The following is a 23,122-nucleotide window of genomic DNA, read 5'->3' as shown; positions in this document are numbered from 1 at the left end:
CCCTCCCTAGTAGTTTCACCACACCTTCCTCAGTAAGTCGGCTGATAAGGCTGGCCCTGTACCCAGCGTGATTGCCAATGCTCCAGGTACACGCTGGCCACCGCAGGAACGTCCCACATCACCACCGCATTTTCGCTGTTGGCCTTGGCAGCGGAGGCCGAGTAGTTGAACGAGCCGGTCTCGACGTTCTGGCCATCGGTGATGATCACCTTGTCGTGCTGAATCTTGTACACCCCGTTGGTGCGCACAGGGATTTGCGCGTTGGCCAGCAGGTTCATCGCAGCGCGACTGGCCCTGTTGTCGTTGCCATGGGCATCGACCACCACCTGTACATCGACGCCGCGCCGTTTGGCTTGCACCAACGCCTTGACTACGCTCGGAGAGGTGAAGCTGTAGGCCATCAGCCGTATCTGCTGCCGGGCTCGCTGGATCACATTGAGTACCAACTGCTCCGCGCTGCCCTCGGGTGAAAAACCCACCTGTATTTCCGCCGCCTGAACGGTAAAGGACAGATTGCACAGCAGCACCGAGGCCAGCAGCCCACGACTGAGCGGTCTGGTTAACGCCGATAGGGCAGTCATGACTCGGCACTCTGTTCAAGAGCGCTGGGTACTTCTCGATGCGCTTGTGCTTGTTGCACCAAAGGCTCAGTCATGGCGTGGCCCCTCTTGGCAGGCTTGCACAGGGCTGCACCGAGATTTTCAGCGGCAACCTTGAGCCATTCGTTTGCATCACGCATGGCACCGGCGTCTATTGCTGTGTCGGTCTTGTCCTGGCGGCACAACATGAGAAACTCATAGGCTTTCTTGACCTGATCGATCTGCTCCCGACTATCCTTCTCCGACCCAGCCAGTTCGGCCTTCAGCTGCTCGATCTCGGCCTGGAGTGAGTCGACGATTTTCGGAGCCTTGCCAGATCCAATTGGCGAAGCCTGCACCATTGCTGCCAGTACCTGCGCCATGTCGTTCCACGAAACACCTATGAACTTTCCATCAGGAGCGCACAGCTCCAGTAACTTCTCTCCGCCGCGCAGACACATGAGATGCGTCGGCTCAAAGATGGATTCGAATCTGGCGATTTCGCCTTGCAGGAATTTGATCCGGTCCCGACTGCCTGCCAGGAGGCAGCGAAGTGTCTCTATCTCTTCGAATTCGTTGCTCATTTCAATTCCTTCGCGCGTTGCGCATAGAGGGTCTGACGCTGCGTCGAGCAGGCCTTGTGGTTTCCGCATTACCTAGGGATGGGGGGCATCCTTGCCTGCATTTCGAAGGTCGGCTTCAGGTCGAGCAGTGCTTCCACCCGAACTGGGCCACGCCTTGTTTGCCAGACTGGCGGGACTGAAATGCACCAAAAGCTCAATCATGGCTTTGCCCGCTGTTCGAGTTCCCGCAATTGAGAGGCGGTCATGGCCACCGCCAGTTCACGCCGGTCAATGCGCCCTTCCAGATGAAGACGCCAGGCCTGATCAGCGAAGCGTCGTTGCTCCAGGCGAATAATGGAGTCGATATGCCGACCCCATTCGGGATAAGGCATGCTGGCCAGCTTGGCGCGCAGCCCATCATCGAAGATGATGTATTCGCGCACGGCCTGGCGCTTGCCATCGGTGGTGCGCAGCAGCTTTTGCACGATGATGTATTGCAGAACGCTCAGTAGATCGTGGGCCGTAGCCTCGCGCATTTCCGAGGGCACCATGGTCAGGCACCGTGGAATGGCCTCTCCAGGCGAATGGATGTGCAAGGTGCTGAGATTGAAATGGCCCACCTGTCCGGCCAAAACGGCCGCCTGGAAGGTTTCCAAATCCCGCATTTCACCCACCCCGATGATCGACGGTGCCCGGCGAAGATCTGCCCGAATGCCTTCGGCATAGTTGGCAACGTCTCGACCTATCTGCAGTTGCGTCGAGGCCAATACATCCCCTGGACGCGCGAGAATGAATTCGATCGGGTCTTCGATCGTGGTCACCTTGCGGTCAGGATCGGTGTCCAGGCAAAAGCGGTAGATAGCGGCCGCCTGGGTACTTTTACCCGACCCCGTGATTCCACCAATGAGTCCTAGACCATTGGACGGCAACAACGCTTCGAACAGATCCTCTTCCAGCCCCATCTTTGTTAGATCCGGGATATCAGATGGAATGATCCGCATCGTCAGTGCGATGGTGGTGTCCAGTCGCCCAGCAGTGGCCTGCACAAAGTTGCAGCGAAAGCGTAATCGCTCGCCACGCTCCAGGCCGTAGCGCTGGTTGATGTCGCCATCCAGCTGTATGGCCCGGTCTACAGGCCGACCACCGCGTACCGTCGGCCGGATTTCAGGGCTGAACAGATCATCGAGGAGCTTGGACCACGTATCGTCAGCCAGCACAAACCGGCTGGCCTGGCGCAAGCGACCTTGATGCCCTACCACCAGGTGGTTACCGCCCTGGATGTGAATGTCGCTGGCTGACTGCCGTTCACACCAGACGAAAAAATCGCGCAAGGTGTCTGCATTCAGCCCGTCTTCAAAAGCGTAGGGGGCAAACTCCATTGTCTGGGCCGTCTGGGTCATGGCTGCACCTTGCGTATCACCGGATGCCACTGAGTTTTGTCGGGAACAAAGCCGGCGTTCTCCTTGAGGCTTCGTACGCGATCGCCGGTGGTCAGCTTCTGCCGATCCCCCGTCACGGTCTGCTGTTGATCCGTGACTACCGGCGCCGTGATGAACCCCTGGCGCAGTAACTGCGAGTACATCAGCATGCCCCGGTAATCTCGGGTCAGGCGGTTGAAATTGGCTTCAAGGGTCTGATCGGCACTTTGCCGCCCTTCACCCCAGCCCTGGCGGACCGCCGCTTGCCAAAGCGCCTTCTGCAAACGGTTTTCAGGTGTGACTGCCACGGTTTCATCAGGGCCCGACGATGACAGGCCCGCCATCAACCAGGTACGCCACGACGGTGGGTTACTGACGAACCGTTCGGGCACAATGATTTCGTAAACATGGCTTGCAGTGCGTATCTGCCGTGGCGTGATATGGGCCACGTCCACCGCCTCGTCGATGACTGGCGGTAGCCAGCCCTCACGGCTGATCAGGGTCCGAAAGTCATACAAGGTGTTGAGCCGTCCGATCTGCCCCTCCAATGCCTGGCGTAATTCCCACACGCGCTCAGCCTTACCGCCACGAAACCCTGTATTGCGTCCCGATTCCTCCAGCAGTTGTCGCCGCGATTCGGTCACGTCTGCTGACGGCGGGTCAGCGGGGACAAGATAGCTTTCCAGTGGCGCCGGCGTGTCGGCGGGTGTGGAAGGTGGCGTATGTCCACACCCTTGCAGGCCCTGCAACAGGACAAGCGTCAGAATTGATTTTTTCACTGACGCCCTCCCGCCTTCTTGGTAGGCTCCGCCTGCGCAAAGGCCAGGGTCAGTTGCCCTGGAAGCTGGGTCAGGGTCGCACGCCAGGCTGTTTGCATCTCGATCAGACGCAACAGATTCGCATAGGAGATTCCATTGACCTTGAGGTTCACCGGCAAGGGCAGGCGCACGCCGGTCCAGGCAAACGTCTGACCGCGCTGGCGGGCCAGATGGGACAGCAGCTCAATCGCGTCACCGCTCCAGTCAACCGCGACCAGGTCGCTCCGAGCACGGATAGCATCGGTCGGCAGGGTTGACCGGGTATTTATCGCACCTTCCATCCACAGCGTTTCTTGCTGTAACGCAACCCGATCAAGTACCGGCGCAGCTGTCGCAGAAGGCGTAGGAGCCGCCGGCGGCTTCTCACAAAAACTCTGGCAGCCAGACAGCAGCAATGCCGCCGCCGGCGCAGCCCAAAGGGAGTATTTCATCGATAGTCTCCTGACACCCCAAACCGGGCGCAGTCATTAACGGATAGCGAGGTGGGCCGGTGCAGCGCCCAATGCTTTGAGGCGGTCGTAGACGTTGCGCACTTGCTGCGCGTAATGCAGGCGCCGTTGCTCCTGGCGTTGCGAAGGGTCAAAGCCTGCGTTATACGAACCTAGGCAACGCCAGGTATTGCCGCACACACGAAGATGTTGAGCCAGTACCCAAGCCCCCGCCTGAACGTTAAAGCAGGCGTTGGTGAGCAGGTCCTCCGCTCGCGTGATCAGTCCCATCCTGACCAGCCGGTTAGCGTTGCGCGTGCTGATCTGCATGACGCCGTAGTCGGTGCTGAGCACTTTTCCAGACGAATCGCGGTTAAGGTTCACTGCACCAGGCTGCAGTTTACTTTCCTGTATGCCGATCGCTTGCAGTAGCACCGGATCAACTCCATAGCGCTGGCCAGCCTCCTGGAAGCAGAAAGCAGAGGCCTGCATCGGCGCCGACAATGCCAAAACCAGCCATAGGCAGCGCATGGCTAACCCCCAGCAACAGGCACAGGCCTGACGGGAGCTTTGACTGCGGGAGCCTGTGCTTTAGCGGTCGGTTTGACCTGTGCTGACACGGGAGCAAAGGAAGGAACAGCGCTGGTCTGGTGCAACCGGCTCTGCGCCTGGCTCACCGAAGAAGCGCTCTGTCGGATCAGCTCATCCACCCGTTCCCCCGCCGGTTCCTGTGCGAACTGGGCCGTCGGCTGGCTGCACCCTGACAGAGAGATGAGCAGCACGGAAAAAAGGAGTCTCTTTTGCATTGCGACCTCCTCAATGACTACCTTTTGGAGTCATCAACCATTTTTTGGATAGCCGCTTCCAGGAAGTTATCGATCAGGTAGCGAGCAAGTTCCGAGGGTGAAATCTGCCTGCTGCTGTTGGTTTCATAACTCACCCGTATCGCGGCTTTGTTGAGCGCCTCAACCCTGATCGGGCGGATATAAACGCTTGATGTCTTGGTGGTTGCTTCATCTTCAGATGACGCCATGGGAACTCCTAAGGGCTGTGAGAACGCAAAAAAACACCGCCTGGCTAAACCAGGCGGTGAAATGGGAAATCGTGGGAAGTGGTAAAGCCTAGGCGGCACGTACCCTCGAATAGCAAAGGGTTCCGTGGCGCCTGACAAGGCGCTCCAGCGCTGCGTCCTGGGCCAGGAGCGCAAGGAAAGCCGCTCTACGCGCAGCTTCAGATTTCATGTCGATGATCAGACGCAGCGTTTTTTCCAGCTCTGTCGGCAAATTACGAAACTCGACGCAATCAAGCGCACGGTTGGAACGAACCAAAGCCGCTGCCTTCAAGCCCTCTACTGTGCTGTCCTGCATGACACACGCTTGACCGCCGAACTCACACGTTTGACCGCCAAACTGAACAAACCCACGGGCGCCGTTCAACGCTGTGATGGTGGTGGTGTGCGTCACTTGGGGATCGAAGCGCAGCAGCAGATAGCCAGGAAACAAACGCACCACCTTCTCTGTCGATGAAGGGCGATCAGGACGTTTGCGGTAGGTAATGCTTTCGGGGGAATACACCTCCACATCCAATCGTTCGATCGACGTGATAAGCGACTGATAAACGGAAGAATTGTGCATCAAAACACGCCAATTTTTCATACTCAGAACCTTTCGATCAGGCGCTCTTTCGAATTCCCAAACCGCTGAGCGCAGGGGCGAGTGATGTGCTGATGAGAACCAGCTCTATCCACCTCTGGGCCAGGGTTGGCCAGCAGGTGATGGATTTCTAGAAGACAAAATAAATCGGTTAAAACAAAAAGTAAACACCTAAATACAAATTTTATACTCAAATGCCTTTAACGAAGCGCAAGCAGATGAAATTATTGATTTTTTCTGGAGACACAGTGGACACTCTAAGGAGCGTGGTCGGGGCAAAAATAAAGGCCCTCCGCAAGTCGACAACCCTGAGCCAAGCTGATTTGGCAGAAATGATAGGGTGCGATGCGCCGTTGGTAAGTCGATACGAAAGAGGTTCTACGCTTCCAGGTATTGAGCAATTGATAAGAATCGCTACAGTTTTCAACGTCGCACCAGGAGAGCTTCTACCTGGTGGCCAAGATGTATTACGAACACGGCTGCTTTCGCTTCGACAAGAAATCACAGAACGCATCGCTGAAGTCGATTCGCCAGAATATTTGGAAGAAATGCTTAACTTCATTAACAGATACCCGCAGTACGATAATAAAAATAAGAAATGATGTAGACCTCAATATGGACATTCAATCTAATCCATACTTACGGGTTATTTCCTCAATACGACTTCTACGCTTACAATGGAACTGTAAAGCCTGTTGATCGACTGGAAGCACACGATCAGCAGCTAAGGACGCATATTTTTCGTCCAGCCGAATCAGGTCAATCAATTCTTTGATTTCGACTCGAACTTTATCTTTTTGGATTAGCATTATGTTCTCCACATACTGTGCAAGCAGTATTAATGAAAAATCAATTTTTGAAGCTGGAGTTCTTTCCACCCTGATCAAAAGCACTAGCCACAACAAGCAAGACTGCCGACAATATTAAAATCCATACGACGCCAATTGTAGAGTGCTTGGGTGAGTTTGAAACCAGCGACAACGCTCCAAGCGGTGCTAAACCACCAGCAATTGCAGTTCCGATCTCACGGCCTGTGCCTACGCCTGAAGACCTTGTATGCGTAGGGAATTGACGACTCAAGAAAGAGCCTTGCGGGGCAAACATCATCGGAGCCAGCACACCAGTCGCAAGGCCAATTGCAATGAATATCCATAGGTTCTGGCCCGTCTCAAGAAGCTGCATGAAGATGTATGCAAATATGGCTGACAGAACTCCCCCGGCCATCAACACCTTTTTGCTGCTCCAACGGTCACACAAAGCTCCAAAGCAGGGGACAGTGAAGATTGCTATTAGACTGGCAATAGTTACCGAAAGTGATGTAGTGTTTGCAGACACACCTTTGTACAAAGTGAGATAAGCAAGTGAAAATGTTTTGAATATATAGCTGAGTGCGTTGTACCCAATTGCAACAAGAAGCACGACTACTAGACCTTTAAAATCTTTCTTCAGCAAGGCCAACAGAGGTGTTTTTGCTATTCCTATCTCCGATGAACCTTGAGCTTGCTTCGCATTACTTATCTCTTGGAATGCAATCGTTTCAGGGATGCTGTTTCGTACCCACATACCAACCAAAACTAAAACGATGCTGCCAATAAACGGTACTCTCCAACCTCCCTCAATGAGAAACTCTTCTCCTGGCATCGTAAGGAGATAGACCGTCAGGGATGAGAGAAGCAGACCCAGGTTCAATCCTAGCGCGGGCCACGCTCCTTGGCTTCCACGCTTATTTTCTTCAGCATGTTCATATGCAGTCACCGCTGCAGCAGCAAGTTCAGCACCGGCACCAAGGCCTTGGAGAATTCGAATCAGCACCAGCAGAATTGGAGCCCAGATGCCCATCGTGGCATACCCAGGAACCAGGCCGATTGCAGTCGTACAAATGCCCATCAGGCAAAACGTCACCATCAGCATTCGCTTGCGACCGAACTTATCGCCCAAATGCCCGAATATTACGCCACCAAATGGCCGCGCTATGAATCCAATTGCGAACGTTGAAAATGCCATAAGCGTTGCCGTTTGGGGATCGCTAGGGTCAAAAAAAACTTTCGCAAAAACCGTTGCAGCCATCATTGCATACAGATAAAAATCGTACCATTCCAACATTGAGCCAATTATTGTTGCTCCAGCAACCCTGCGCAGCCGAGCTTTTCGCTGACCTGAACTTTCACTACAAGGCAAATCCGTTACATCGCTCATATTATTTTCCATAACCGTGTAATAATTATTTTTCTAGAGTTCAGCAATTCTTCGTAAGCTTATCTACAATAATTTGACCTATCGGAATGGCTGACGTAGCTGCTGGGGATGGCGCGTTGCACACATGCAACATTCTTTCTGTCTGTACGAACAGAAAGTCGTCTACAAACTCGCCTGAACGTGTTACCGCCTGAGCACGAATGCCTGCCTCATACGGTTCAAGGTCCTCCAACTTAAGCGATGGATAGTATTTTTGGCACTGCTCTAAATAACTCTTTTTGAAAAGTGCATTTCTCATTTCAGCAATGCCAGAGCTAATGTTTTTCCCAATGAGCTTCCAAAATCCAGGGTACGAACTATATTCTAAAAAATCACGCGCATTGAATGAGAACTTGCTATACCCTTCTCTTGATAGCCCCAATACGGCATTGGGCCCAACCGTAACGCCTCCATTGATCATTCGAGTTATATGTATGCCCAGAAACGGTAGCCCGACCTCAGGAACCGGATATATTAGGTGCTTTACACTGTAATCAAGATGTGAAGACAGCCGATAATACTCACCTCTGAATGGAACAATCTGGCAGTCCAATTTCAAGCCCGCAAGCGTTGCCAGGCGATCAGATTGTAAACCCGCGCAGACCACCAGTTTTTTTGCAGACAACGACGAACCCTCAGACGCAATGTTTACATGGTTTCCATGTTCTTCTATAGAGACGACTGTTTGGCCCAGAAGTATTTGCCCTCCAGACTGGATGATCACATTGGCCATGGAATTAGACACAACACCGTAATCAACGATCCCTGAGCTTTTTACAAACAACGCGCCCTCCCCGGCGACATTGGGTTCGCGCCGCCGTAGCTCTAGGGCATCAAGGCGTTCTGTGGCAAGGCCATTTTGCTTTGCCCGCTCTTCAAGCGATCCCAATCTGGCGAGGCTATCCTTGTTTGATGCAACCACCAATTTTCCGCACACTTCGTAAGGAATACTGTGTTCGGTGCAAAACGATTTCGTGAGCTCTGCACCGCGCGCGCAGAGCTTAGCTTTAAAGCTGCCTGGGGCGTAATAAACCCCAGCATGTATCACTCCGCTGTTATGGCCTGTCTGATGCTGTGCGAGTGAAAGCTCTTTCTCCATCAACACAAGCGAACAGCCAGGGTAGACCTCAAGCAGCCGCATCGCCGTGGCAAGCCCAACGATTCCCCCTCCAATCACACAGAAATCGTAGATCATAAAATTCCCTCTCTAATGTCAGGTTGTCTGACAACCTGGTGAGCGATGTCTGTACTCATGGATGCCCACTAATCCGCCAGATCGATATTGAGCCGTAGCGCGGCAGCCTTGAGATGCATGCGGGCACAATGAGCGGCTTCAGAGGGATTTCGTTTTGCTATTGCGTCGAAGATTTCACGGTGTTCACGGATGGCACCACTTGGACCTATTTCAAGTTTTGAGGAGTTTTCCCAAGCCATGAAACGAGCCTGGATTAACTGGCTGCCTAAGAAGTCATGGAAGGCAGTCAGATATTCGTTTTTGCACGCAGCTACGATGGCGCAGTGAAATTCACAATCTGCCTTGGAGGATATCTCGAAATTTCCCGCGTTACTCTCCATCAACAACATGGCGTCAGACAGCCGCTTCAAATCTGCATCTGTATGCCGCTGCGCAGCAACAGACGCAACTTGTATTTCAATCCATGAGCGCAATTCAAATAGTTTAGCTAAGCCAGCCGAATGGTCCTCGTTGCCTGGCAGCCGGAAGACCGTTCCACCAGGAGTCTGAGAAACAAATGAACCGCTGCCACGACGAATAACTAGAACGCCGTCAGCTTTCAGCTGCGAAATGGCCTCACGTACCACGGACCGGCTCACACTGAATTGATCAGCTAACTCATGCTCTGTCGGCATCTTCGACTCTGCAGGGAGCCGTCCACTCACAATCTCTCTGCGGATCGCAGAGACGACACCTTCGACGAGGGAGTGAGGACGTGGAAAGCTAAGCATAAAGTTTATGTCCTGTTGTCAGACAATCAGGCTAATAAACTTAGGATCCAATTGCGATTTTTGCCGACGAGTGGCTGTTGTAGTTAGCATGCTTGGTATCGAACTGCCGTGACAGAACGGATTCCACTAGCTCCTACGATACGGTTTTCTCGCCAATCAGGTAGCCGGCATCCGAGGAATGGATTGGCAAATCTTTGTCAGAGAAATCCATATAGGCAGGAGGTAGCTGGTGTCCCCCCCCCCATAAGCGGCGACGTTCAATTCAGCTGAAAGTCCCCCTTCTCAAGACACGGTCGTACATTTCGAATGTAGGTCCTGAGCGTTTCTGATGGCTCGCCTCAACCAACGAAAGGCTTTGGAGGCTGGTAACCATCATCGGGGCGTCATCCACCTGGTCATGCCGAGCTAGGGGATGGGTACTCACCCCCGGCTCGTCGTATCCGTAATATTGACGGTGATCCTTCTCGATCACGTCATAGCGCGCCAATGCTCAGTCCTGTTTTACCGTAAAGAATTAATTACCGCTGCCGAGAGCATTACAGGTGAGCAGGTTACAACCTGGCTCGCATGATGAGCAGCAAGCCGCTTGCGCTTTGAATGTACTGACAGAGAAGCCTTGCGATGCTGAAAAAAATGATGGATGCCTTGCGCACCCTGATGTCCGTGCCCTCCGATAATCCTCGGCTGCTGCAAGCTCAATACATCGCATTGTCCCGACAACTGCCGCTGATGTACTTCGTGCTGTTGGTCAACACCTGGGCGCTTGCCTTTACCCATTGGGCAACTGCCCCGATGTGGCTGACGTTGCTGGTACCGACAGTCCTCACCATCGGGTGCTGCATTCGCGCGCGCAAGTGGCTGCTTACGGTAAACAAGCCGCCGCCAGCTTCAAGCACTATTCTCGAGACGCTGCGCGGCACCAATAGGCTGGTGGGTATCATCTCCACCGCATTTGCGGCATGGTCTTTGTCGATGTACCCCTATGGCGATGCCTATACCCAGGCGCAAGTGGCGTTTTTCATGGGCATCACCGTGATTGTGTGCATTTTCTGCATGATGCATTTGCAGTCTGCAGCCTTGATTACTGCAGTGATCGTCAATACAGCGTTCGTTATTTTCTTCGCCTCAACACACAACATCACGTTTATCGCCACGGCTGCAAATATCGTGCTGGTGTCGATCGGTATGCTGATCATTCTTCGCCATCAGTACCGCGACTTCACCAGCCTGGTGAACGCCCAGTTCAAGACTGAACAACTGAGCAACGCGAACCTGATGTTGGCCAATCGGGATAGCCTGACCGGCCTGCCTAACCGTCGGCATTTTTTCCAGACACTGGATACGGCGATGAACGAGGCACTGCTACAGCGCAGCGGGCTAGCGGTGGGTGTGCTGGATCTGGACGGGTTCAAGCCGGTCAACGATCTTTATGGCCATAGTGTTGGCGACAGGCTGTTGATGCTGGTCGCCGAACGGCTGACCACTGCTGCGAGCGATACCGTGCACGTGTCTAGGCTGGGCGGTGACGAATTCGCGCTGGTCATCAAGGGCGACACCAGTAACGAGGCGTTACTGATGTTCGGCAAGCACCTTTGCACGTTGATGCATGAAAGTTTCGAACTCTCGGAAATACCGATCCAGATCGGCGCGACTCTGGGTTTCGCAACGTATCCAGCTACCGCCGACAATGCTACCCAATTGTTTGAATATGCCGACTACGCCCTTTACCAAGGCAAGAATCACAACCCCGGGTCCACTTGCATATTTTCGGCCAGTCACCGTGAACAACTTAGTGCCGATGGCGTAACCGAGCAGGCATTGCGGCGGGCGAATCTGAAGACGGAGTTTCACGTTTTGTTTCAGCCGATCATTGAAAGCTGTACACGCGAAACAGTGGCTTTCGAGGCGCTGGCACGCTGGGACAGTCCAGTACTCGGCGCGGTATCGCCTGCGCATTTCATTCCGATTGCCGAGCGGATCGGCATGATCAACGAGCTGACCGCCCCTTTGTTAACGCAGGCGCTACAGCGAGCATTGTCCTGGCCGTCGCCGATCAGGCTGTCGTTCAATTTGTCGGCCCATGACTGCGCGACCTGGGAAAGCGTCAAGAGAATTGTCGATATAATCGAAAACAGTGGTTTTGACGCCTCACGACTTGATCTGGAAATCACCGAAACGGCTGTCATGCAGGACATTGACCAGGTTCAACAGGCTATCCTCCGGTTCCGTCAGTTGGGTTGCGGGATTTCCCTTGACGACTTTGGCACCGGTTACACTAGTCTCAGCCAGTTGCACGCCTTGCCGCTGACCAAACTGAAGATTGATCGCAGTTTTGTGAGGTGCGTGCATGACAATCCGGCCAGCTACAAGATCGTCAAGTCGCTGGTGGCCCTAAGCCTGGACATGTCATTAGGATGCGTGATCGAGGGTGTCGAGACGCAGGACGAGCTGAACGCGCTGACGAGTCTGGGCTGCACGATGGTCCAAGGCTACTTCTACAGCCCGCCGATAACGTTCGCCGAAACACTCGTGTGGATTGAGGCGCCGGATGACGAGCGCACGTTTGGTTAGCCGGACTCGCTCAACGTCTGTCTTCCCTAAACAGTCGCATTAATTGCCCACAGCCGATTGAGGCCTTCGCCAATCAGATGTCGCGTTTATTTCAGAAACCGACACTGGTCGCAAATACCATGAGCTGAGTGGCACATAATCCGAGCCAGCGGCTACTGATAGTCGCAATTAATGTGAGCCAGCGGTTTTCGATTGCAAGCCGCTACACGTACCGTTTATCCGGGCCAATGGCGCAACTGTGGTCGAACTGGTGTTGAACTCCGGCCAAACTCGACCCACCCCGAAACTGCCCCTTTCCAGCCTTTCCGGAGGGAGGTAAAAAGGCACCACGATATGCGATTTGCGCCTCAGGGCAGCCGCCGGATACGGGCTTTTCAACAGCACCGACCGGTAAATTGCGATTACCCAAACCCCGCCCAGGCGGGGTTTTTCTTTGGGCGAAGCAAAAGGAGACCAGTGCAAGTGTTGAAAGACTATAGATGCGGGCAGTGCAAGAAGCTGCTGCTTCGCATGGGTGACTACACCGAACTCCAGATCAAGTGCCCCCGCTGCGGGACATTGAATCATGTGAAGGCCGTGAGCCTTGAGTTATCGCCTTTGAGCGACAGAGGTACAGCAGCGTCGCTGCTGCCTCCCACAACTATTTAAAGGTATCAATTATGTACAATAGCAACTCTGCTGTAAGCCAGCTCCAAAATAGTCCTCTCGTAGATAACATCAAATACCCACCTACTGTCTGGTCCCGCGCCGATGCGCTGAAGGTCAATGAAAATGACCCGACCACGACGCAGCCACTGGTCAGTGCGGACTTTCCGGTCATGAGTGATACGGTATTCATCTGGGACACCATGCCGCTGCGAGAGCTCGACGGCACGGTGGTTTCGGTCAACGGCTGGTCAGTGATCATCACCCTGACGGCGGACCGCCATCCTGACGACCCTCAGTACCTGGGGCCCGACGGTCGCTATGACATCAAGCGTGACTGGGAAGATCGACATGGCCGCGCACGCATGTGCTACTGGTACTCGCGTACCGGCAAGGACTGGATTTTTGGTGGTCGTGTAATGGCCGAGGGGGTATCGCCCACCACTCGAGAGTGGGCGGGCACACCCATACTGTTGAATGACAAAGGCGATATTGATCTCTATTACACCTGCGTCACGCCCGGCGCAGCGATCGCCAAAGTACGTGGCCGTATTGTGACGTCCGATCAGGGCGTGGAGTTGAAAGACTTTACCCAGGTCAAAAAACTGTTTGAGGCCGACGGCACCTATTATCAAACCGAAGCGCAGAACTCAAGCTGGAACTTTCGCGACCCCAGTCCGTTCATTGATCCTAATGATGGCAAGTTGTATATGGTGTTTGAAGGCAATGTCGCCGGTGAACGCGGTTCGCACACAGTAGGGGTTGCCGAACTTGGCCCTGTGCCACCGGGTCACGAAGACGTGGGGGGTGCCAGATTCCAGGTGGGTTGTATCGGTCTGGCGGTTGCAAAAGATCTCAGTGGCGAAGAGTGGGAAATACTTCCGCCATTGGTGACTGCCGTCGGCGTGAATGATCAGACCGAGCGCCCGCACTATGTTTTTCAAGACGGCAAATATTACTTGTTCACCATCAGTCACAAGTTCACGTATGCCGATGGTGTTACAGGGCCAGACGGGGTGTACGGTTTTGTCGGCGAACATTTGTTCGGTCCGTACCGGCCAATGAACGCTTCCGGCCTGGTGCTCGGCAATCCGCCCGAGCAGCCTTTCCAGACGTATTCGCACTGCGTCATGCCAAACGGTCTGGTAACTTCGTTCATCGACAGCGTGCCCACCACAGGTGAGGATTACCGTATCGGCGGGACCGAAGCGCCGACGGTGAGAATCCTCCTGAAAGGGGATCGCTCGTTCGTGCAGGAAGAATATGACTACGGTTATATCCCTGCGATGAAAGACGTGCAACTGAGCTGACACGCCGTTCCCATACCTGAAGAACGTCTGTGAGAGCAGGCGTTCTTCGTTCACTCAGAACCCTAAAGGAGAAACCGCAATGGCAACTGCGAACAAAAACCTCAAGGCGACTTGGGTCGCGACAGTTACGAATCTTGACTGGCCGTCAGTCTCATCTGTGGCCATCACTGATGAGGCTGCACGTGTCAGTAAACAGAAAGAAGAATTGACCGGCATTCTTGATGAAATTGTGGCAATGAAAATGAATGCCGTCATATTCCAGGTTGTTCCCTGCGCAGATGCATTCTATGCATCAGACCTGCTTCCGTGGTCGAAGTACCTGACGGGTACGCTCGGGAAGAATCCCGGCTTCGACCCACTGGCTTATGCTATCGAGCAGGCACATGCTCGCAATATTGAGCTGCACGCATGGGTGAACCCGTACCGCGTATCAATGAACGCCAGCGATGCCACAATCGAAGAGCTGAACAACTCATCATCTGACTCACCGGCCAGTGTGTTTAAAACACATCCTGAATGGACGGGAACCGCAGCGAACCGCTTTGTTCTCAACCCCGGGATACCTGAAGTTCAGACGTGGGTTAGTAATATTGTTGAAGAAATTGTCACTAAATACGATGTTGATGCCATTCAATTCGATGATTATTTTTATTATGAAACTGCCAGCTCGCTGCTGCAGGACGATGCCACCTATCAGAAATACAATACGAACTTTACCACGAAGGCCGACTGGCGGCGGAATAACACTTATTCGCTGGTTGATACATGCCATAAAAAAATAGCCGCCGTAAAAGCGAATGTCTTGTTTGGCGTCAGCCCGGCAGGCGTCTGGCGGAATAAATCTGACGACCCGCTGGGGTCTGATACGCAGGCCGGTGCGTCTAATTACGATTTCGCGTATGCAGACACACGGAAATGGGTCATTGACGGCATCATTGATTATATCGCCCCGCAGGTATACTGGCCGTTTGCTCGTGAGGTTGCGCGTTATGATGTCATCACACAGTGGTGGGCGGATACCGTCAGCGGAACTGGCACAGCGTTATATATTGGTATGGCTCTGTATAAAGTGGGAACGGCATCAGAAACCGAGCCCGACTGGACTGTCGAGGGGGGCGTGCCTGAAATTACCCGTCAGCTTGACCTGAATGATTCTCTGACTGAGGTTTCCGGGTGCATGTTATTTCGACATATGTTTCTGCGGGCCTCACAGACTCAGCAGGTGGTCGACTACCTGAAGCTTCGCTGGGCTGACGTCTAATATTGTATTGTCGGGGCTTGGGGAACAACTTAACAGAAAGTGCACTTAAGCCCAGTGCCTGTCCGTACCCCCTAATGCAGACTGGCCAATACGATAAAACCACGTTTTATGATACCGCCTCAGCGAGCGCCACGGTAGGTGATATCACTCTGAAAAGCGGTGCCATAAACTCGTTCAGAAAATCAAAGTTCGCTAATCCCCGCACTCTGAGGGGATTAGCAAACTCTAACCATGCCTTACGTTGGTTTTTTTCAGTTCCATTGCTCCCTACCCCACCCCGTTTTTGGAGGGTTGAAAGCTACCTCGAATGGAGTCACGCCGAGCAAGCCTACTTCCTACCTGCCCCTCCCGTTGGCCTGCCACCGCCTGGCGGCAGTCTTCACTCTATCTAAAGGAAAATGACGATGAACTTTCGCCTTTTCATGCACCGCCACGCAGGCTGCTAGAGCCGAGCCGCTGGCGGCGAGTTTTGCCCGTACGCACCTTGTATGAGATTCCCAATGGAAAAACCCGAAGAAGACCTGTGCTGCACTTGCCGCACCGAAAACTCCAACGCGCCGTAGATAACGTTGAACCAACAGTAGAGAAGCAGTCACTCATAGCTTGGGCTGCCGTTTAAGGAATTGCAGATTTATTCGGTTTTCGTCCCAACAATGCTTTGGGAGCATTGGTTTACAAAGGGGCAGCAACTGGGTTTTTAATAAATAAAGCCTTCCTAAGTTTTGACAAAAACACATATATTCCGCCTAGCCCGCCAATTATAAATAGTTCTAAAATTCTCAGACACGAGAAATAGGAGAGATTCATGAGCACAATTAAGAAAGGTATTGATCTATCGCATTTTCAAGGTGATATTGATTTTAAAAAAGTTTTTGAGGCTGGCATTGAGTATGCCTTTATCAAGACAACAGAAGGCGCTACCGTACAGGACAATAAATACACTACGTATCGTACTGACGCTAGAGCCGTCGGAATTAAAACGGGGGCATATCATTACTTTCGTGCGCTCAGCAGCTCGCCGGAAGCACAACGAGATAACATAGTTAGTACACTTACTGCTGCCGGCTTCGATGCATCTACTGAGTTTTTTGCAATCGATGCGGAGCTCGAAGGTAACGAAAAAGCTACCCCGGACGAAATGGCTGACAACCTTCATAAACTGCTAACTTTATTGGATAACGAAAAAATCCTAAAGAGCCAAAAATCATTTATATATTGCGATAATAACTTCTGGATGAATCATATTTTAGGAGAAAAATATGCATTTAGTGAATACCCTCTTTGGATCGCTAATTGGGATGTCAGTGAACCTAAAGTTCCAGCTTCATGGGAGGTAGCAGGTAAAAGCTGGTCAATTTGGCAGCACAGTAACAAAGGTCGCATCGCGGGCATTGAGGTTGATGTAGATCTTAATTGGGTTCGTACTTGATCCAGTGATTTTGCGAAAGCATGTTTATCGTTCAAAAAAGTAGGTTTTTTTGGACGACAAAGCCGAAGATGTTGCCGCAGATGCAGAATTGACCCAGCTGCCGAAATTTCGCTGACCCAAGCTTCTACTCCGTAAAGCGTTAGCAGGTCTGACTTTGGGCTGAATACTTAGCAGCGCAGGCCTGCCTCTTATATCACCAGTTGGAAAACAATTCGGTCGGTTCCGGTGCACGGCATCAAACGGGCCGGATATAAAGCAACGAGGCAAGACCCCGGCCCTCGGCGATCACCAGGCCAAGCAGCTGCTCGAGGCGCCGAATACCGACACCGTGAAAGGACTGCGCGACCGGTTGATTCTGGTCGTGCTGCTATACCACGGCCTGCAGGAACGACGCGGCATCAAGCACTTACGGGTCCACGGCAAAGGCAGCAAGATCCGCTTGTTGCACCTGCATCCCGTGGCCGCTGAACGTTTATCACTGCTAAAACGCTGCGCAATAATGACCTGCGCTAAGGAGACTCGGGTTTCAACCGCCAAATGGTCTTGGAGGCTGGTAACCATCATCCGGAGCATCATCCACCGGATCATGACGTACGGGGGACTGGGGACGGGACGGCTCGTCGTATCCGTAATACTGACGGTGATCCCTCTCGATCACGTCGTAGCGCGCCAACTGTTCTGGATCGGTCACTTGGAACACATACTGACTTCCGCGATGGTTGACGCCACATCCCGCATCAAGCACCTGGTCTACGAACTGGTCATCACCAATGATCCTCACAGCGTCACCGCTTTTCGTGGATACCAGGTTGGCGGCCAGCCGATAATTGTCCAACTCATCGTCGTCATTGAACCCCGGTTTTACGTGGACGAAATCGCCACGGTCGATCACACCCGCCCTGCCATCGCGCAGATATTCGACAGTGCCGTCACGATGCAAATGTGACGTGTAAGAGCGCAGGTGATAGACAGCAGAATCATCTGCCTGGCCGCACTGGATAAGACGATCAAACCCACCGTCCGGAGTGCGCTCCTTCCGCTTTTCTCGATACACAAATCCACGCAGTTGACTGACCGCCGCAACGTCCCCTCTGAGAGCTTGCTGCTCGACCCAGGGACGGTATGCAAGCGGACGAAGCAAGCCCTTTTCGGCAAGCGCTTGCCGCTCATCACGAAGCTCGATGCGCAACTCAGCCATGGCTTTCATCCGGTCGAACTCGGCAACTCGATACAGCAACTTGCGAAGCAAAGGATCGTGCTGAGAGCGTTTGACGTCCGCCTTCATTGCCTGGTAGCGAGCAGCCACTTGCTGGTATCGATCCTTGACATGAAGATCAGGTTTTTCCCATCCCTCACGATAGCGTTTGTAGCGCATTTTTAAGTCCAGCCGAGCCTCAGCTCTCGCCTGCCGGCGATCGAAACGCACGTCTTTATCTCGGAGTTCAAATGCAGGCTGGTAATAGGAAGAAATACCATAGCTCCATTCTTCATGTTCGAAGGTGGGTGGTCCTTCAAACGGGCCTATGTGGGCCTCCAATCGAAACTTGGTCAGCGTCGGATGAACCGAAGAAGCCTTGACCACAGGACCCTCGGGGCGCAAGAAATCATAGATCACCAAACCTTCGCCTTGCTCCCTCAATCCCAAGCCACGTTCATGCAGGGCCAGATGGATTTGACGCCAGGTAATCTCTCGCGATTCGATAAGCTCAGATATCTTTTCGCGCACCTCACGCACGGCGTAATGATAGAGACTCTCGGTGTTTGAATAGACCTGCAATGGCACAGTCCCTTGCGGAGCACTGCCATACCGAAAAGGAGCACGGACCAATTGGTCGTTGACACCCCACTGCCAACTCCCATTGTCCTGAATGAATCCGTATTTGCGTTCGAGGACTCGGCAGCTTTTCTGCAACGTGTCAGCATCATTCCACAAGGCGGCGGCTTTGTAGGTAATGGGATTGACTCGGTTCACCGCCACATGACAGTGCGTATTGTCTGTGTCTTGGTGAATAGCGGTGACGTACTGATGCCCTTCCATGCCCAGCTGACGAATGCAGTGTTCGGCGCATTCGAATATCTGCGCATCAGTAGGCAGTTCGTTTTCGCGCCACGACAAGATGAAGTGATAGACCGGGTCCTGGCAGCGACGACTTTGGGCGGCAACCATGTTCATTTCCGCGGCCGATGTCTCCCAGGAGAAGCAGTTTGTCTCGCAAGAAATGCCCCCACTGATCAAGCGCTGACGGCCATCGGGGAACACGTCGGTGATCACGACGGCACGGTCGTCTCCATCATTTCGATCCGCATAATCGACAAGCCGATCAAACATCGCCTTCTTGGTGCGCGAAGCATTCTGGCGAGGCGCAGCGCTGACTAGATCATCATCTTTGGGCTTGTCACCACGGTCGCTGATATAGCTCACCAGCCGGTTAAAGCTGGAGCCCTTATCGCCGCGTTTCGGGGGGATGATGACGTTCATGGCTGATTGGCTACTTGATGCGAGTCTGGGACAGATCGATGGCATTGACGGCATTTCGGATGGCGACCAACACGTCAGAAAATTGCTTGCTAAGATCAGTTGTCATGCTGTCCTGCATCTGGTTGAACAAATGCTTTTGCAAGCCACCCAGCTGTAGCAACGCGGCCATTAGCTTCTTGTCAGTCGGTGTCTTGATTTTGCGATTCAGCGCAGCACGACGCATCAGATCTGAAACAGATATCTCGGCAGCCAGCGCTTTTTCGCGAATCAAGGCCGCATCCTCTTCAGTGCAACGAATTTCGATCCTCACCGTTGCTTGACGCGCTGTGCTTTTCGACATGCTCTGACTCAACCTTAACTAACTGAATAACGCTGTCGGGGTGTCGGGGCGGAGCCCTGATCCGGGTTTTGTCGGACGGACCGCGTGCGGGCCGTCCGTACAAAACATTTCCGGTCATATCTTATGGCCTCGATTTTGCCTTTAGCCTAGCATTTTGGCTCAATGCCGCCTAGGGCCAAAGCAGAGAAGCGGCTGCGGTGGTGGCTGGTTGGGGTTTTCGATACGTCTAGGCGATCCTCACAGCTCATACGGGCTGCCATGCTTTGACCGTCAGGAAAAAGCCCGTAGAGGGTTGGCGCGTCTAATTGCCTCACCACAATCTGCCTGAGCTTGCAAAACCACACTGTCATCGATTGACCGCTTCCTGATATCCTCGACGACTAACGGGCGCCCTGCCCTATGATCGGGTGCTGGGTATCGATCAACATCATTCGGAATCGCGCAATGGCGAAGCAAAAGACGTTCACCCAAAAAGAGTTGGAAGCCGCACGCCAGAAACTCGCTGAGCTTCCAGACCTGAGCCAGGACAAGCTGAGCCAGGCGGAAGTGCTTCAATCACTGAAAGCGGAAATAGTTGAGCTATGCACTGCGAAGGGCTACACAGTCACCGAGGTCAAGCAAGCGCTCGCTGACGTGGGCATGAATGTGACTGCCAAGGAAATTACTGAATTGACGTCTTCTCGCAAACGCGCAGCCCCTCGTGTTAAAGCGCAGACGGCTTGACGCCCGCTCACGTTAAAAAATGAGCAAAAAAAAGCCCCACATCGTGGGGCTTATTTTCTGCACTTTTCGTCAGCTAATGCGCTGCTAGGTCGATTTGTTTCGATTCGCCTTTGCTGTTTGTTACAACGAACGTACAAGCCGTATCGGGCTCTCCTGCTGCAATCCGTTCTTGAAAATATAGCTCCGCTACTTCCTGGGCGGCTGCCTTGTGGTCGCCGGGGTTTTCGCTGTACATGGTCCAGGTTACGATATAGGGGCCCATGGTGTTCTCCTCCGTTAGGGTGTTGTGTGCCCGGACAGATCATGTCCGGGCTTGAGATTAGGCGGCGAGCTGACGGCCTTGCAGAGCCTGTGCGAGCACCCACAGTGCGCGATTCAATTTCACATCCTGATCAATGCCATTAACTGCCCTCGTTGTCGTGCGTCGGCCTTGCTTGTTGCGCCCGGTCAAACCGCCTTTTATGGTGTTTTCCTGGACTCGATTGAACGTGGTCCAAAGGTCGCTGCTGCGGTCCTCACGACGGCGGGGCATGAGCAACTGGGACGGGGTAACAGGCGCAGGTCCTTCTGCCGGATCGTAGCGATACGCCAAGGCAGCCAATGCAAAGGCCTCTTGCTCGTCCTGGTCTAATTGTTGATGCTTCATGTCGGCGGTTATGTGGTCGATCTGTTCGAAATGCTTCAACACTTCGAAGGCGCCTTCGATCACGTCATTTACCACATCACCACGGCCGCTATGGCGCACTTTCTGGTCAGCGGCAACGTCCCCCAGTACCAGTCCGTTTGCACACACGAAACGGAATTTGCCTCCAATCATTTGATAGCTGCTGCTGCCATCGTGGCTGTTGAGAAGGATGATTTCGTTGGCTTCCTGGTCCAGGATCTGGCTCGCATGGCGCAAGCGCAGCATGTGCTTGGTGTGCTCACGTTTGCCCTGGTCACGCACGCGTGTCTGACAGGCCATGAATGGTTCAAATCCTTCGGCGCGCAGCGCATCAAGTACCTGCACGGTCGGGATATACAGATAACGTGCCGACCTGCTGTCGTGCGCTTCTTCGGCAAAGATGGAAGGCACATAGTGGGCGATCTGATCGTTGCTCAGTGGGACGTCACTGCGGATCATGCATGGGTTACGGAAGTTGCTGGACATACGCATATTTTTTCTCCTGGTGTAGCGCCCGGCCTGACGGGCGTAAGCGGGGTTAAGCGGCGAAAAGGTCGCCCTGGCGGTCGGCGTAGCTGCACCAGCGGGCAAACGATTCGTTGCCGCACCAGGTCTGAATTTTTTCCACGAAGCCTTCACGACGCGCTGTGGTGATTAGTTCGGCGATCACCTCGGCCGAGTCACCCATTTCAAAGCAGTTGTCGAACTGGCGTTCGCCCAGGCCTTCGAAACCGTTGTCCCAAAGTTCATACCGGACTACGGCGTCTGCCAGGTCATGCTTGAACGTCAGCACCAGGAACTCGACGCGGGCATTGAACTTGTGTACCTGGCGACTCAGTTTCAGCAGCTTTTTGCAGATCTCGACCTGACCGCTTGTGAAGCGCTTCATCAGCTGTTGCTTTGCTTGTCTGTTCATTTCGTCTCACCTCTGTGCTGGCTTAGCTGAGTGCCTTTCGCCGATGCGCTTAGGTCGATCGGGCGCATAGGTGCGTGACAAGGGCGCGATGCGAGGCCGCAGCTAAGGGAGCGAAGCGAGTCTGAACGGGGGAGTGTCGCGGGCGCAGCCGAACCCTTGTCAGGTGCCGCGCTCGATCTACCGTCAAGCGCACGGCGAAAGGTGCGCAGCAAAGCCTGCAGGTGATACGGGAAGTACAGGCAGCGACGGCAAGCGGAGCGCGCAGGCCGAGAGGCCGGAGGCGTTAGAGCCGGCTTGCCGGCGAGGATTGAAGCCCGAAGGGGCGAGACGGGCCGGCTTCATGGCCTGGCTCGATGCGCAGCACGAAAGCCCGGCCCTGAGCGCAGCGAAGGGAACGCACGTCAGAGGTTGTCAAATCGAACTGCACCGAGGCTCAAACAGCCAGGCCACTCCTCTCCTCCTGCGATTGAGCAGATCTGAGTGATTGAGCTAATGCCAGAACATCGCCTGCAGTTGCAGGGGGCAGCCAGGCTTCGACCTTTACCCAATTAGCCGGCAAACCCTCCAGGCGCGACCGAATACGTGTCATGAGTCTGTGAACCACCTGCCTGGCCAATCCAGTTTCCAAAGCCGCTTCGGACACGCTGGCACCCATAACCAGGACAAGCCTGGCAGCATTTATCGAACGATCGGAGAACGCTCGTCGTCGATTCTGGCCGGCAAGTACGACCATGACTCGCTCAAACTCCTCTGCGGTCATTAGGGCGCAGGGAGAAACTGGACTAATAATCCTGATCAACTGGGCGATCTGGGCGTTGCTGTAGTGTTGGATGATCTTTGTTGCAAGACCAAGCGGGTCAGGATCGACAGTCATGGTGGTAGGTCCAGGTTGATGAAAGTCGAATCTACCGTAACTGCAACCACATGTAACCTGTATGAAGACACAGTTGTAGGCTTCAGGTGCGGCCAAAAGACCAGTCCTGAGCACAGGGAGGGTGTGTTCAAAATGGCGCACAATTGCTGAACAAAAAATGTCACCACATGTAACCTTTCTGTGTTGTCACTTTTGGGTATACCCCAAGTGACACGAAAATCAGCACGACCCGATTTCAGCTTTGCGCACTTAA

25 protein-coding genes and 1 pseudogene are annotated in these 23,122 nt (G+C 53.5%); 8 read left to right on the top strand and 18 right to left on the bottom strand.

The genetic code is table 11. The features are described 5' to 3' along the window. Nucleotides 1-29: 29 nt before the first annotated feature. The 8 genes from PSPTO_RS29695 to PSPTO_RS29660 form a co-directional block, all read right to left on the bottom strand. Nucleotides 30-581 (bottom strand): phospholipase D family protein, encoded by a 552-nt coding sequence (locus tag PSPTO_RS29695; protein WP_011107028.1) that lies wholly within the window; start codon nucleotides 579-581, stop codon nucleotides 30-32. Further along, complete coding sequence (locus tag PSPTO_RS29690; RefSeq protein ID WP_005769783.1) at nucleotides 578-1,162, bottom strand: hypothetical protein; 585 nt, start codon at nucleotides 1,160-1,162, stop codon at nucleotides 578-580. The genes PSPTO_RS29695 and PSPTO_RS29690 overlap by 4 nt, the downstream gene beginning before the upstream one ends. Before the next feature lie 197 nt (nucleotides 1,163-1,359). Next, a complete protein-coding gene (traJ, locus tag PSPTO_RS29685; RefSeq protein ID WP_011107026.1) occupies nucleotides 1,360-2,541 on the bottom strand; it encodes a plasmid transfer ATPase TraJ in 1,182 nt (393 codons plus the stop codon). After that, nucleotides 2,538-3,338, bottom strand: a complete 801-nt coding sequence (locus PSPTO_RS29680; RefSeq protein WP_011106981.1) for a type IV secretion system DotC family protein — start codon at nucleotides 3,336-3,338, stop codon at nucleotides 2,538-2,540. Before PSPTO_RS29680 ends, traJ begins: the two co-directional genes overlap by 4 nt. Beyond that, nucleotides 3,335-3,808, bottom strand: a complete 474-nt coding sequence (locus PSPTO_RS29675) for a DotD/TraH family lipoprotein (protein ID WP_011106980.1) — start codon at nucleotides 3,806-3,808, stop codon at nucleotides 3,335-3,337. The genes PSPTO_RS29680 and PSPTO_RS29675 overlap by 4 nt, the downstream gene beginning before the upstream one ends. Nucleotides 3,809-3,844: 36 nt before the next feature. After that, nucleotides 3,845-4,336: a lytic transglycosylase domain-containing protein gene (locus PSPTO_RS29670; protein ID WP_010209157.1), complete on the bottom strand. Its 492-nt coding sequence runs from the start codon at nucleotides 4,334-4,336 to the stop codon at nucleotides 3,845-3,847. Nucleotides 4,337-4,628: 292 nt separating this feature from the next. Beyond that, complete coding sequence (locus PSPTO_RS29665) at nucleotides 4,629-4,838, bottom strand: hypothetical protein (RefSeq protein WP_003344343.1); 210 nt, start codon at nucleotides 4,836-4,838, stop codon at nucleotides 4,629-4,631. A gap of 88 nt (nucleotides 4,839-4,926) precedes the next feature. Continuing rightward, entirely contained in the window at nucleotides 4,927-5,460 is a 534-nt protein-coding gene (locus PSPTO_RS29660; protein WP_011107025.1) for a transcription termination/antitermination NusG family protein, read from the bottom strand. 215 nt (nucleotides 5,461-5,675) lie between these two features. On the opposite strand from PSPTO_RS29660, the gene PSPTO_RS29655 reads away from it, so the two are divergent. Then, nucleotides 5,676-6,059: a helix-turn-helix domain-containing protein gene (locus tag PSPTO_RS29655; protein WP_003344338.1), complete on the top strand. Its 384-nt coding sequence runs from the start codon at nucleotides 5,676-5,678 to the stop codon at nucleotides 6,057-6,059. Between the two features lie 21 nt (nucleotides 6,060-6,080). Here PSPTO_RS29655 and PSPTO_RS29650 read toward each other — a convergent pair whose 3' ends face one another. From PSPTO_RS29650 to PSPTO_RS29635, 4 genes are all read right to left on the bottom strand, one after another. Beyond that, nucleotides 6,081-6,266, bottom strand: coding sequence for a hypothetical protein (locus PSPTO_RS29650; RefSeq protein ID WP_010215822.1), 186 nt, complete (start codon nucleotides 6,264-6,266; stop codon nucleotides 6,081-6,083). A gap of 40 nt (nucleotides 6,267-6,306) precedes the next feature. Further along, the gene (locus tag PSPTO_RS29645) at nucleotides 6,307-7,653 is read right to left on the bottom strand and encodes an MFS transporter (protein WP_011107023.1); all 1,347 of its coding nucleotides are present in this window, start codon (nucleotides 7,651-7,653) and stop codon (nucleotides 6,307-6,309) included. 40 nt (nucleotides 7,654-7,693) lie between these two features. Further along, entirely contained in the window at nucleotides 7,694-8,887 is a 1,194-nt protein-coding gene (gene lhgO / locus PSPTO_RS29640) for an L-2-hydroxyglutarate oxidase (RefSeq protein WP_011107022.1), read from the bottom strand. A gap of 68 nt (nucleotides 8,888-8,955) precedes the next feature. Continuing rightward, the gene (locus PSPTO_RS29635) at nucleotides 8,956-9,657 is read right to left on the bottom strand and encodes a FadR/GntR family transcriptional regulator (protein WP_011107021.1); all 702 of its coding nucleotides are present in this window, start codon (nucleotides 9,655-9,657) and stop codon (nucleotides 8,956-8,958) included. 621 nt (nucleotides 9,658-10,278) lie between these two features. Between PSPTO_RS29635 and PSPTO_RS29630 the strand changes: the two genes are divergently transcribed. From PSPTO_RS29630 to PSPTO_RS30475, 6 genes and pseudogenes are all read left to right on the top strand, one after another. Further along, nucleotides 10,279-12,228 carry a putative bifunctional diguanylate cyclase/phosphodiesterase gene (locus PSPTO_RS29630; RefSeq protein ID WP_011107020.1) on the top strand — a complete coding sequence of 650 codons (1,950 nt, stop codon included), beginning with the start codon at nucleotides 10,279-10,281 and terminating at the stop codon, nucleotides 12,226-12,228. A gap of 462 nt (nucleotides 12,229-12,690) precedes the next feature. Further along, nucleotides 12,691-12,876, top strand: coding sequence for a Com family DNA-binding transcriptional regulator (locus tag PSPTO_RS29625; RefSeq protein WP_010209989.1), 186 nt, complete (start codon nucleotides 12,691-12,693; stop codon nucleotides 12,874-12,876). An 11-nt stretch (nucleotides 12,877-12,887) separates the two neighbouring features. Continuing rightward, entirely contained in the window at nucleotides 12,888-14,183 is a 1,296-nt protein-coding gene (locus PSPTO_RS29620; RefSeq protein ID WP_011107018.1) for a glycoside hydrolase family 68 protein, read from the top strand. Nucleotides 14,184-14,262: 79 nt separating this feature from the next. After that, a complete protein-coding gene (locus tag PSPTO_RS29615) occupies nucleotides 14,263-15,444 on the top strand; it encodes a glycoside hydrolase family 10 protein (RefSeq protein WP_011107017.1) in 1,182 nt (393 codons plus the stop codon). Between the two features lie 805 nt (nucleotides 15,445-16,249). After that, nucleotides 16,250-16,873, top strand: a complete 624-nt coding sequence (locus PSPTO_RS29610; protein WP_011107016.1) for a glycoside hydrolase family 25 protein — start codon at nucleotides 16,250-16,252, stop codon at nucleotides 16,871-16,873. Nucleotides 16,874-17,040: 167 nt separating this feature from the next. After that, a pseudogene (locus PSPTO_RS30475) lies at nucleotides 17,041-17,348 on the top strand (integrase); the annotation flags it as partial. 51 nt (nucleotides 17,349-17,399) lie between these two features. On the opposite strand, the gene traI reads toward PSPTO_RS30475, so the two are convergent. Further along, nucleotides 17,400-19,352 carry a TraI/MobA(P) family conjugative relaxase gene (gene traI / locus PSPTO_RS29605; RefSeq protein ID WP_011107015.1) on the bottom strand — a complete coding sequence of 651 codons (1,953 nt, stop codon included), beginning with the start codon at nucleotides 19,350-19,352 and terminating at the stop codon, nucleotides 17,400-17,402. 10 nt (nucleotides 19,353-19,362) lie between these two features. Beyond that, on the bottom strand, nucleotides 19,363-19,692 hold the full coding sequence (mobA, locus tag PSPTO_RS29600) for a plasmid mobilization protein MobA (RefSeq protein ID WP_003344297.1): 330 nt from the start codon (nucleotides 19,690-19,692) through the stop codon (nucleotides 19,363-19,365). Between the two features lie 444 nt (nucleotides 19,693-20,136). Here mobA and PSPTO_RS29595 point away from each other — a divergent pair, with 444 nt between their 5' ends. Beyond that, entirely contained in the window at nucleotides 20,137-20,415 is a 279-nt protein-coding gene (locus tag PSPTO_RS29595; protein WP_011107014.1) for a mobilization protein, read from the top strand. A gap of 73 nt (nucleotides 20,416-20,488) precedes the next feature. On the opposite strand, the gene PSPTO_RS29590 is transcribed toward PSPTO_RS29595, so the two are convergent. The 4 genes from PSPTO_RS29590 to PSPTO_RS29575 all read right to left on the bottom strand — a co-directional run bounded on the left by PSPTO_RS29590 (nucleotide 20,489) and on the right by PSPTO_RS29575 (nucleotide 22,869). Beyond that, the gene (locus PSPTO_RS29590) at nucleotides 20,489-20,677 is read right to left on the bottom strand and encodes a hypothetical protein (RefSeq protein ID WP_011107013.1); all 189 of its coding nucleotides are present in this window, start codon (nucleotides 20,675-20,677) and stop codon (nucleotides 20,489-20,491) included. A 57-nt stretch (nucleotides 20,678-20,734) separates the two neighbouring features. Further along, nucleotides 20,735-21,571, bottom strand: coding sequence for a DUF932 domain-containing protein (locus PSPTO_RS29585; RefSeq protein ID WP_011107012.1), 837 nt, complete (start codon nucleotides 21,569-21,571; stop codon nucleotides 20,735-20,737). Nucleotides 21,572-21,617: 46 nt separating this feature from the next. Beyond that, nucleotides 21,618-21,995 carry a hypothetical protein gene (locus tag PSPTO_RS29580; protein WP_003344294.1) on the bottom strand — a complete coding sequence of 126 codons (378 nt, stop codon included), beginning with the start codon at nucleotides 21,993-21,995 and terminating at the stop codon, nucleotides 21,618-21,620. A gap of 433 nt (nucleotides 21,996-22,428) precedes the next feature. Next, nucleotides 22,429-22,869: a TrfB-related DNA-binding protein gene (locus tag PSPTO_RS29575; RefSeq protein WP_003344293.1), complete on the bottom strand. Its 441-nt coding sequence runs from the start codon at nucleotides 22,867-22,869 to the stop codon at nucleotides 22,429-22,431. Between the last annotated feature and the right edge of the window lie 253 nt (nucleotides 22,870-23,122).

This window comes from Pseudomonas syringae pv. tomato str. DC3000, assembly GCF_000007805.1.
Classification (GTDB): Bacteria; Pseudomonadota; Gammaproteobacteria; order Pseudomonadales; family Pseudomonadaceae; genus Aquipseudomonas; species Aquipseudomonas avellanae.
Note: the sequence above shows the minus strand (reverse complement) of the source record. Positions and strands in the feature narration are given on the sequence as shown.

What these genes read in the sequence shown, in the direction of transcription:
- PSPTO_RS29670 (WP_010209157.1), bottom strand. Translation starts at nt 4,336, where the DNA reads ATGCGCTGCCTATGGCTGGTTTTGGCATTGTCGGCGCCGATGCAGGCC.
- PSPTO_RS29620 (WP_011107018.1), top strand. Translation starts at nt 12,888, where the DNA reads ATGTACAATAGCAACTCTGCTGTAAGCCAGCTCCAAAATAGTCCTCTC.
- PSPTO_RS29650 (WP_010215822.1), bottom strand. Translation starts at nt 6,266, where the DNA reads ATGCTAATCCAAAAAGATAAAGTTCGAGTCGAAATCAAAGAATTGATT.
- PSPTO_RS29690 (WP_005769783.1), bottom strand. Translation starts at nt 1,162, where the DNA reads ATGAGCAACGAATTCGAAGAGATAGAGACACTTCGCTGCCTCCTGGCA.
- PSPTO_RS29660 (WP_011107025.1), bottom strand. Translation starts at nt 5,460, where the DNA reads ATGAAAAATTGGCGTGTTTTGATGCACAATTCTTCCGTTTATCAGTCG.
- traI (WP_011107015.1), bottom strand. Translation starts at nt 19,352, where the DNA reads ATGAACGTCATCATCCCCCCGAAACGCGGCGATAAGGGCTCCAGCTTT.
- PSPTO_RS29630 (WP_011107020.1), top strand. Translation starts at nt 10,279, where the DNA reads ATGCTGAAAAAAATGATGGATGCCTTGCGCACCCTGATGTCCGTGCCC.
- PSPTO_RS29645 (WP_011107023.1), bottom strand. Translation starts at nt 7,653, where the DNA reads ATGAGCGATGTAACGGATTTGCCTTGTAGTGAAAGTTCAGGTCAGCGA.
- PSPTO_RS29595 (WP_011107014.1), top strand. Translation starts at nt 20,137, where the DNA reads ATGGCGAAGCAAAAGACGTTCACCCAAAAAGAGTTGGAAGCCGCACGC.
- mobA (WP_003344297.1), bottom strand. Translation starts at nt 19,692, where the DNA reads ATGTCGAAAAGCACAGCGCGTCAAGCAACGGTGAGGATCGAAATTCGT.
- PSPTO_RS29655 (WP_003344338.1), top strand. Translation starts at nt 5,676, where the DNA reads ATGAAATTATTGATTTTTTCTGGAGACACAGTGGACACTCTAAGGAGC.
- PSPTO_RS29585 (WP_011107012.1), bottom strand. Translation starts at nt 21,571, where the DNA reads ATGCGTATGTCCAGCAACTTCCGTAACCCATGCATGATCCGCAGTGAC.
- traJ (WP_011107026.1), bottom strand. Translation starts at nt 2,541, where the DNA reads ATGACCCAGACGGCCCAGACAATGGAGTTTGCCCCCTACGCTTTTGAA.
- PSPTO_RS29590 (WP_011107013.1), bottom strand. Translation starts at nt 20,677, where the DNA reads ATGGGCCCCTATATCGTAACCTGGACCATGTACAGCGAAAACCCCGGC.
- PSPTO_RS29635 (WP_011107021.1), bottom strand. Translation starts at nt 9,657, where the DNA reads ATGCTTAGCTTTCCACGTCCTCACTCCCTCGTCGAAGGTGTCGTCTCT.
- PSPTO_RS29580 (WP_003344294.1), bottom strand. Translation starts at nt 21,995, where the DNA reads ATGAACAGACAAGCAAAGCAACAGCTGATGAAGCGCTTCACAAGCGGT.
- PSPTO_RS29615 (WP_011107017.1), top strand. Translation starts at nt 14,263, where the DNA reads ATGGCAACTGCGAACAAAAACCTCAAGGCGACTTGGGTCGCGACAGTT.
- lhgO (WP_011107022.1), bottom strand. Translation starts at nt 8,887, where the DNA reads ATGATCTACGATTTCTGTGTGATTGGAGGGGGAATCGTTGGGCTTGCC.
- PSPTO_RS29665 (WP_003344343.1), bottom strand. Translation starts at nt 4,838, where the DNA reads ATGGCGTCATCTGAAGATGAAGCAACCACCAAGACATCAAGCGTTTAT.
- PSPTO_RS29610 (WP_011107016.1), top strand. Translation starts at nt 16,250, where the DNA reads ATGAGCACAATTAAGAAAGGTATTGATCTATCGCATTTTCAAGGTGAT.
- PSPTO_RS29675 (WP_011106980.1), bottom strand. Translation starts at nt 3,808, where the DNA reads ATGAAATACTCCCTTTGGGCTGCGCCGGCGGCGGCATTGCTGCTGTCT.
- PSPTO_RS29575 (WP_003344293.1), bottom strand. Translation starts at nt 22,869, where the DNA reads ATGACTGTCGATCCTGACCCGCTTGGTCTTGCAACAAAGATCATCCAA.
- PSPTO_RS29695 (WP_011107028.1), bottom strand. Translation starts at nt 581, where the DNA reads ATGACTGCCCTATCGGCGTTAACCAGACCGCTCAGTCGTGGGCTGCTG.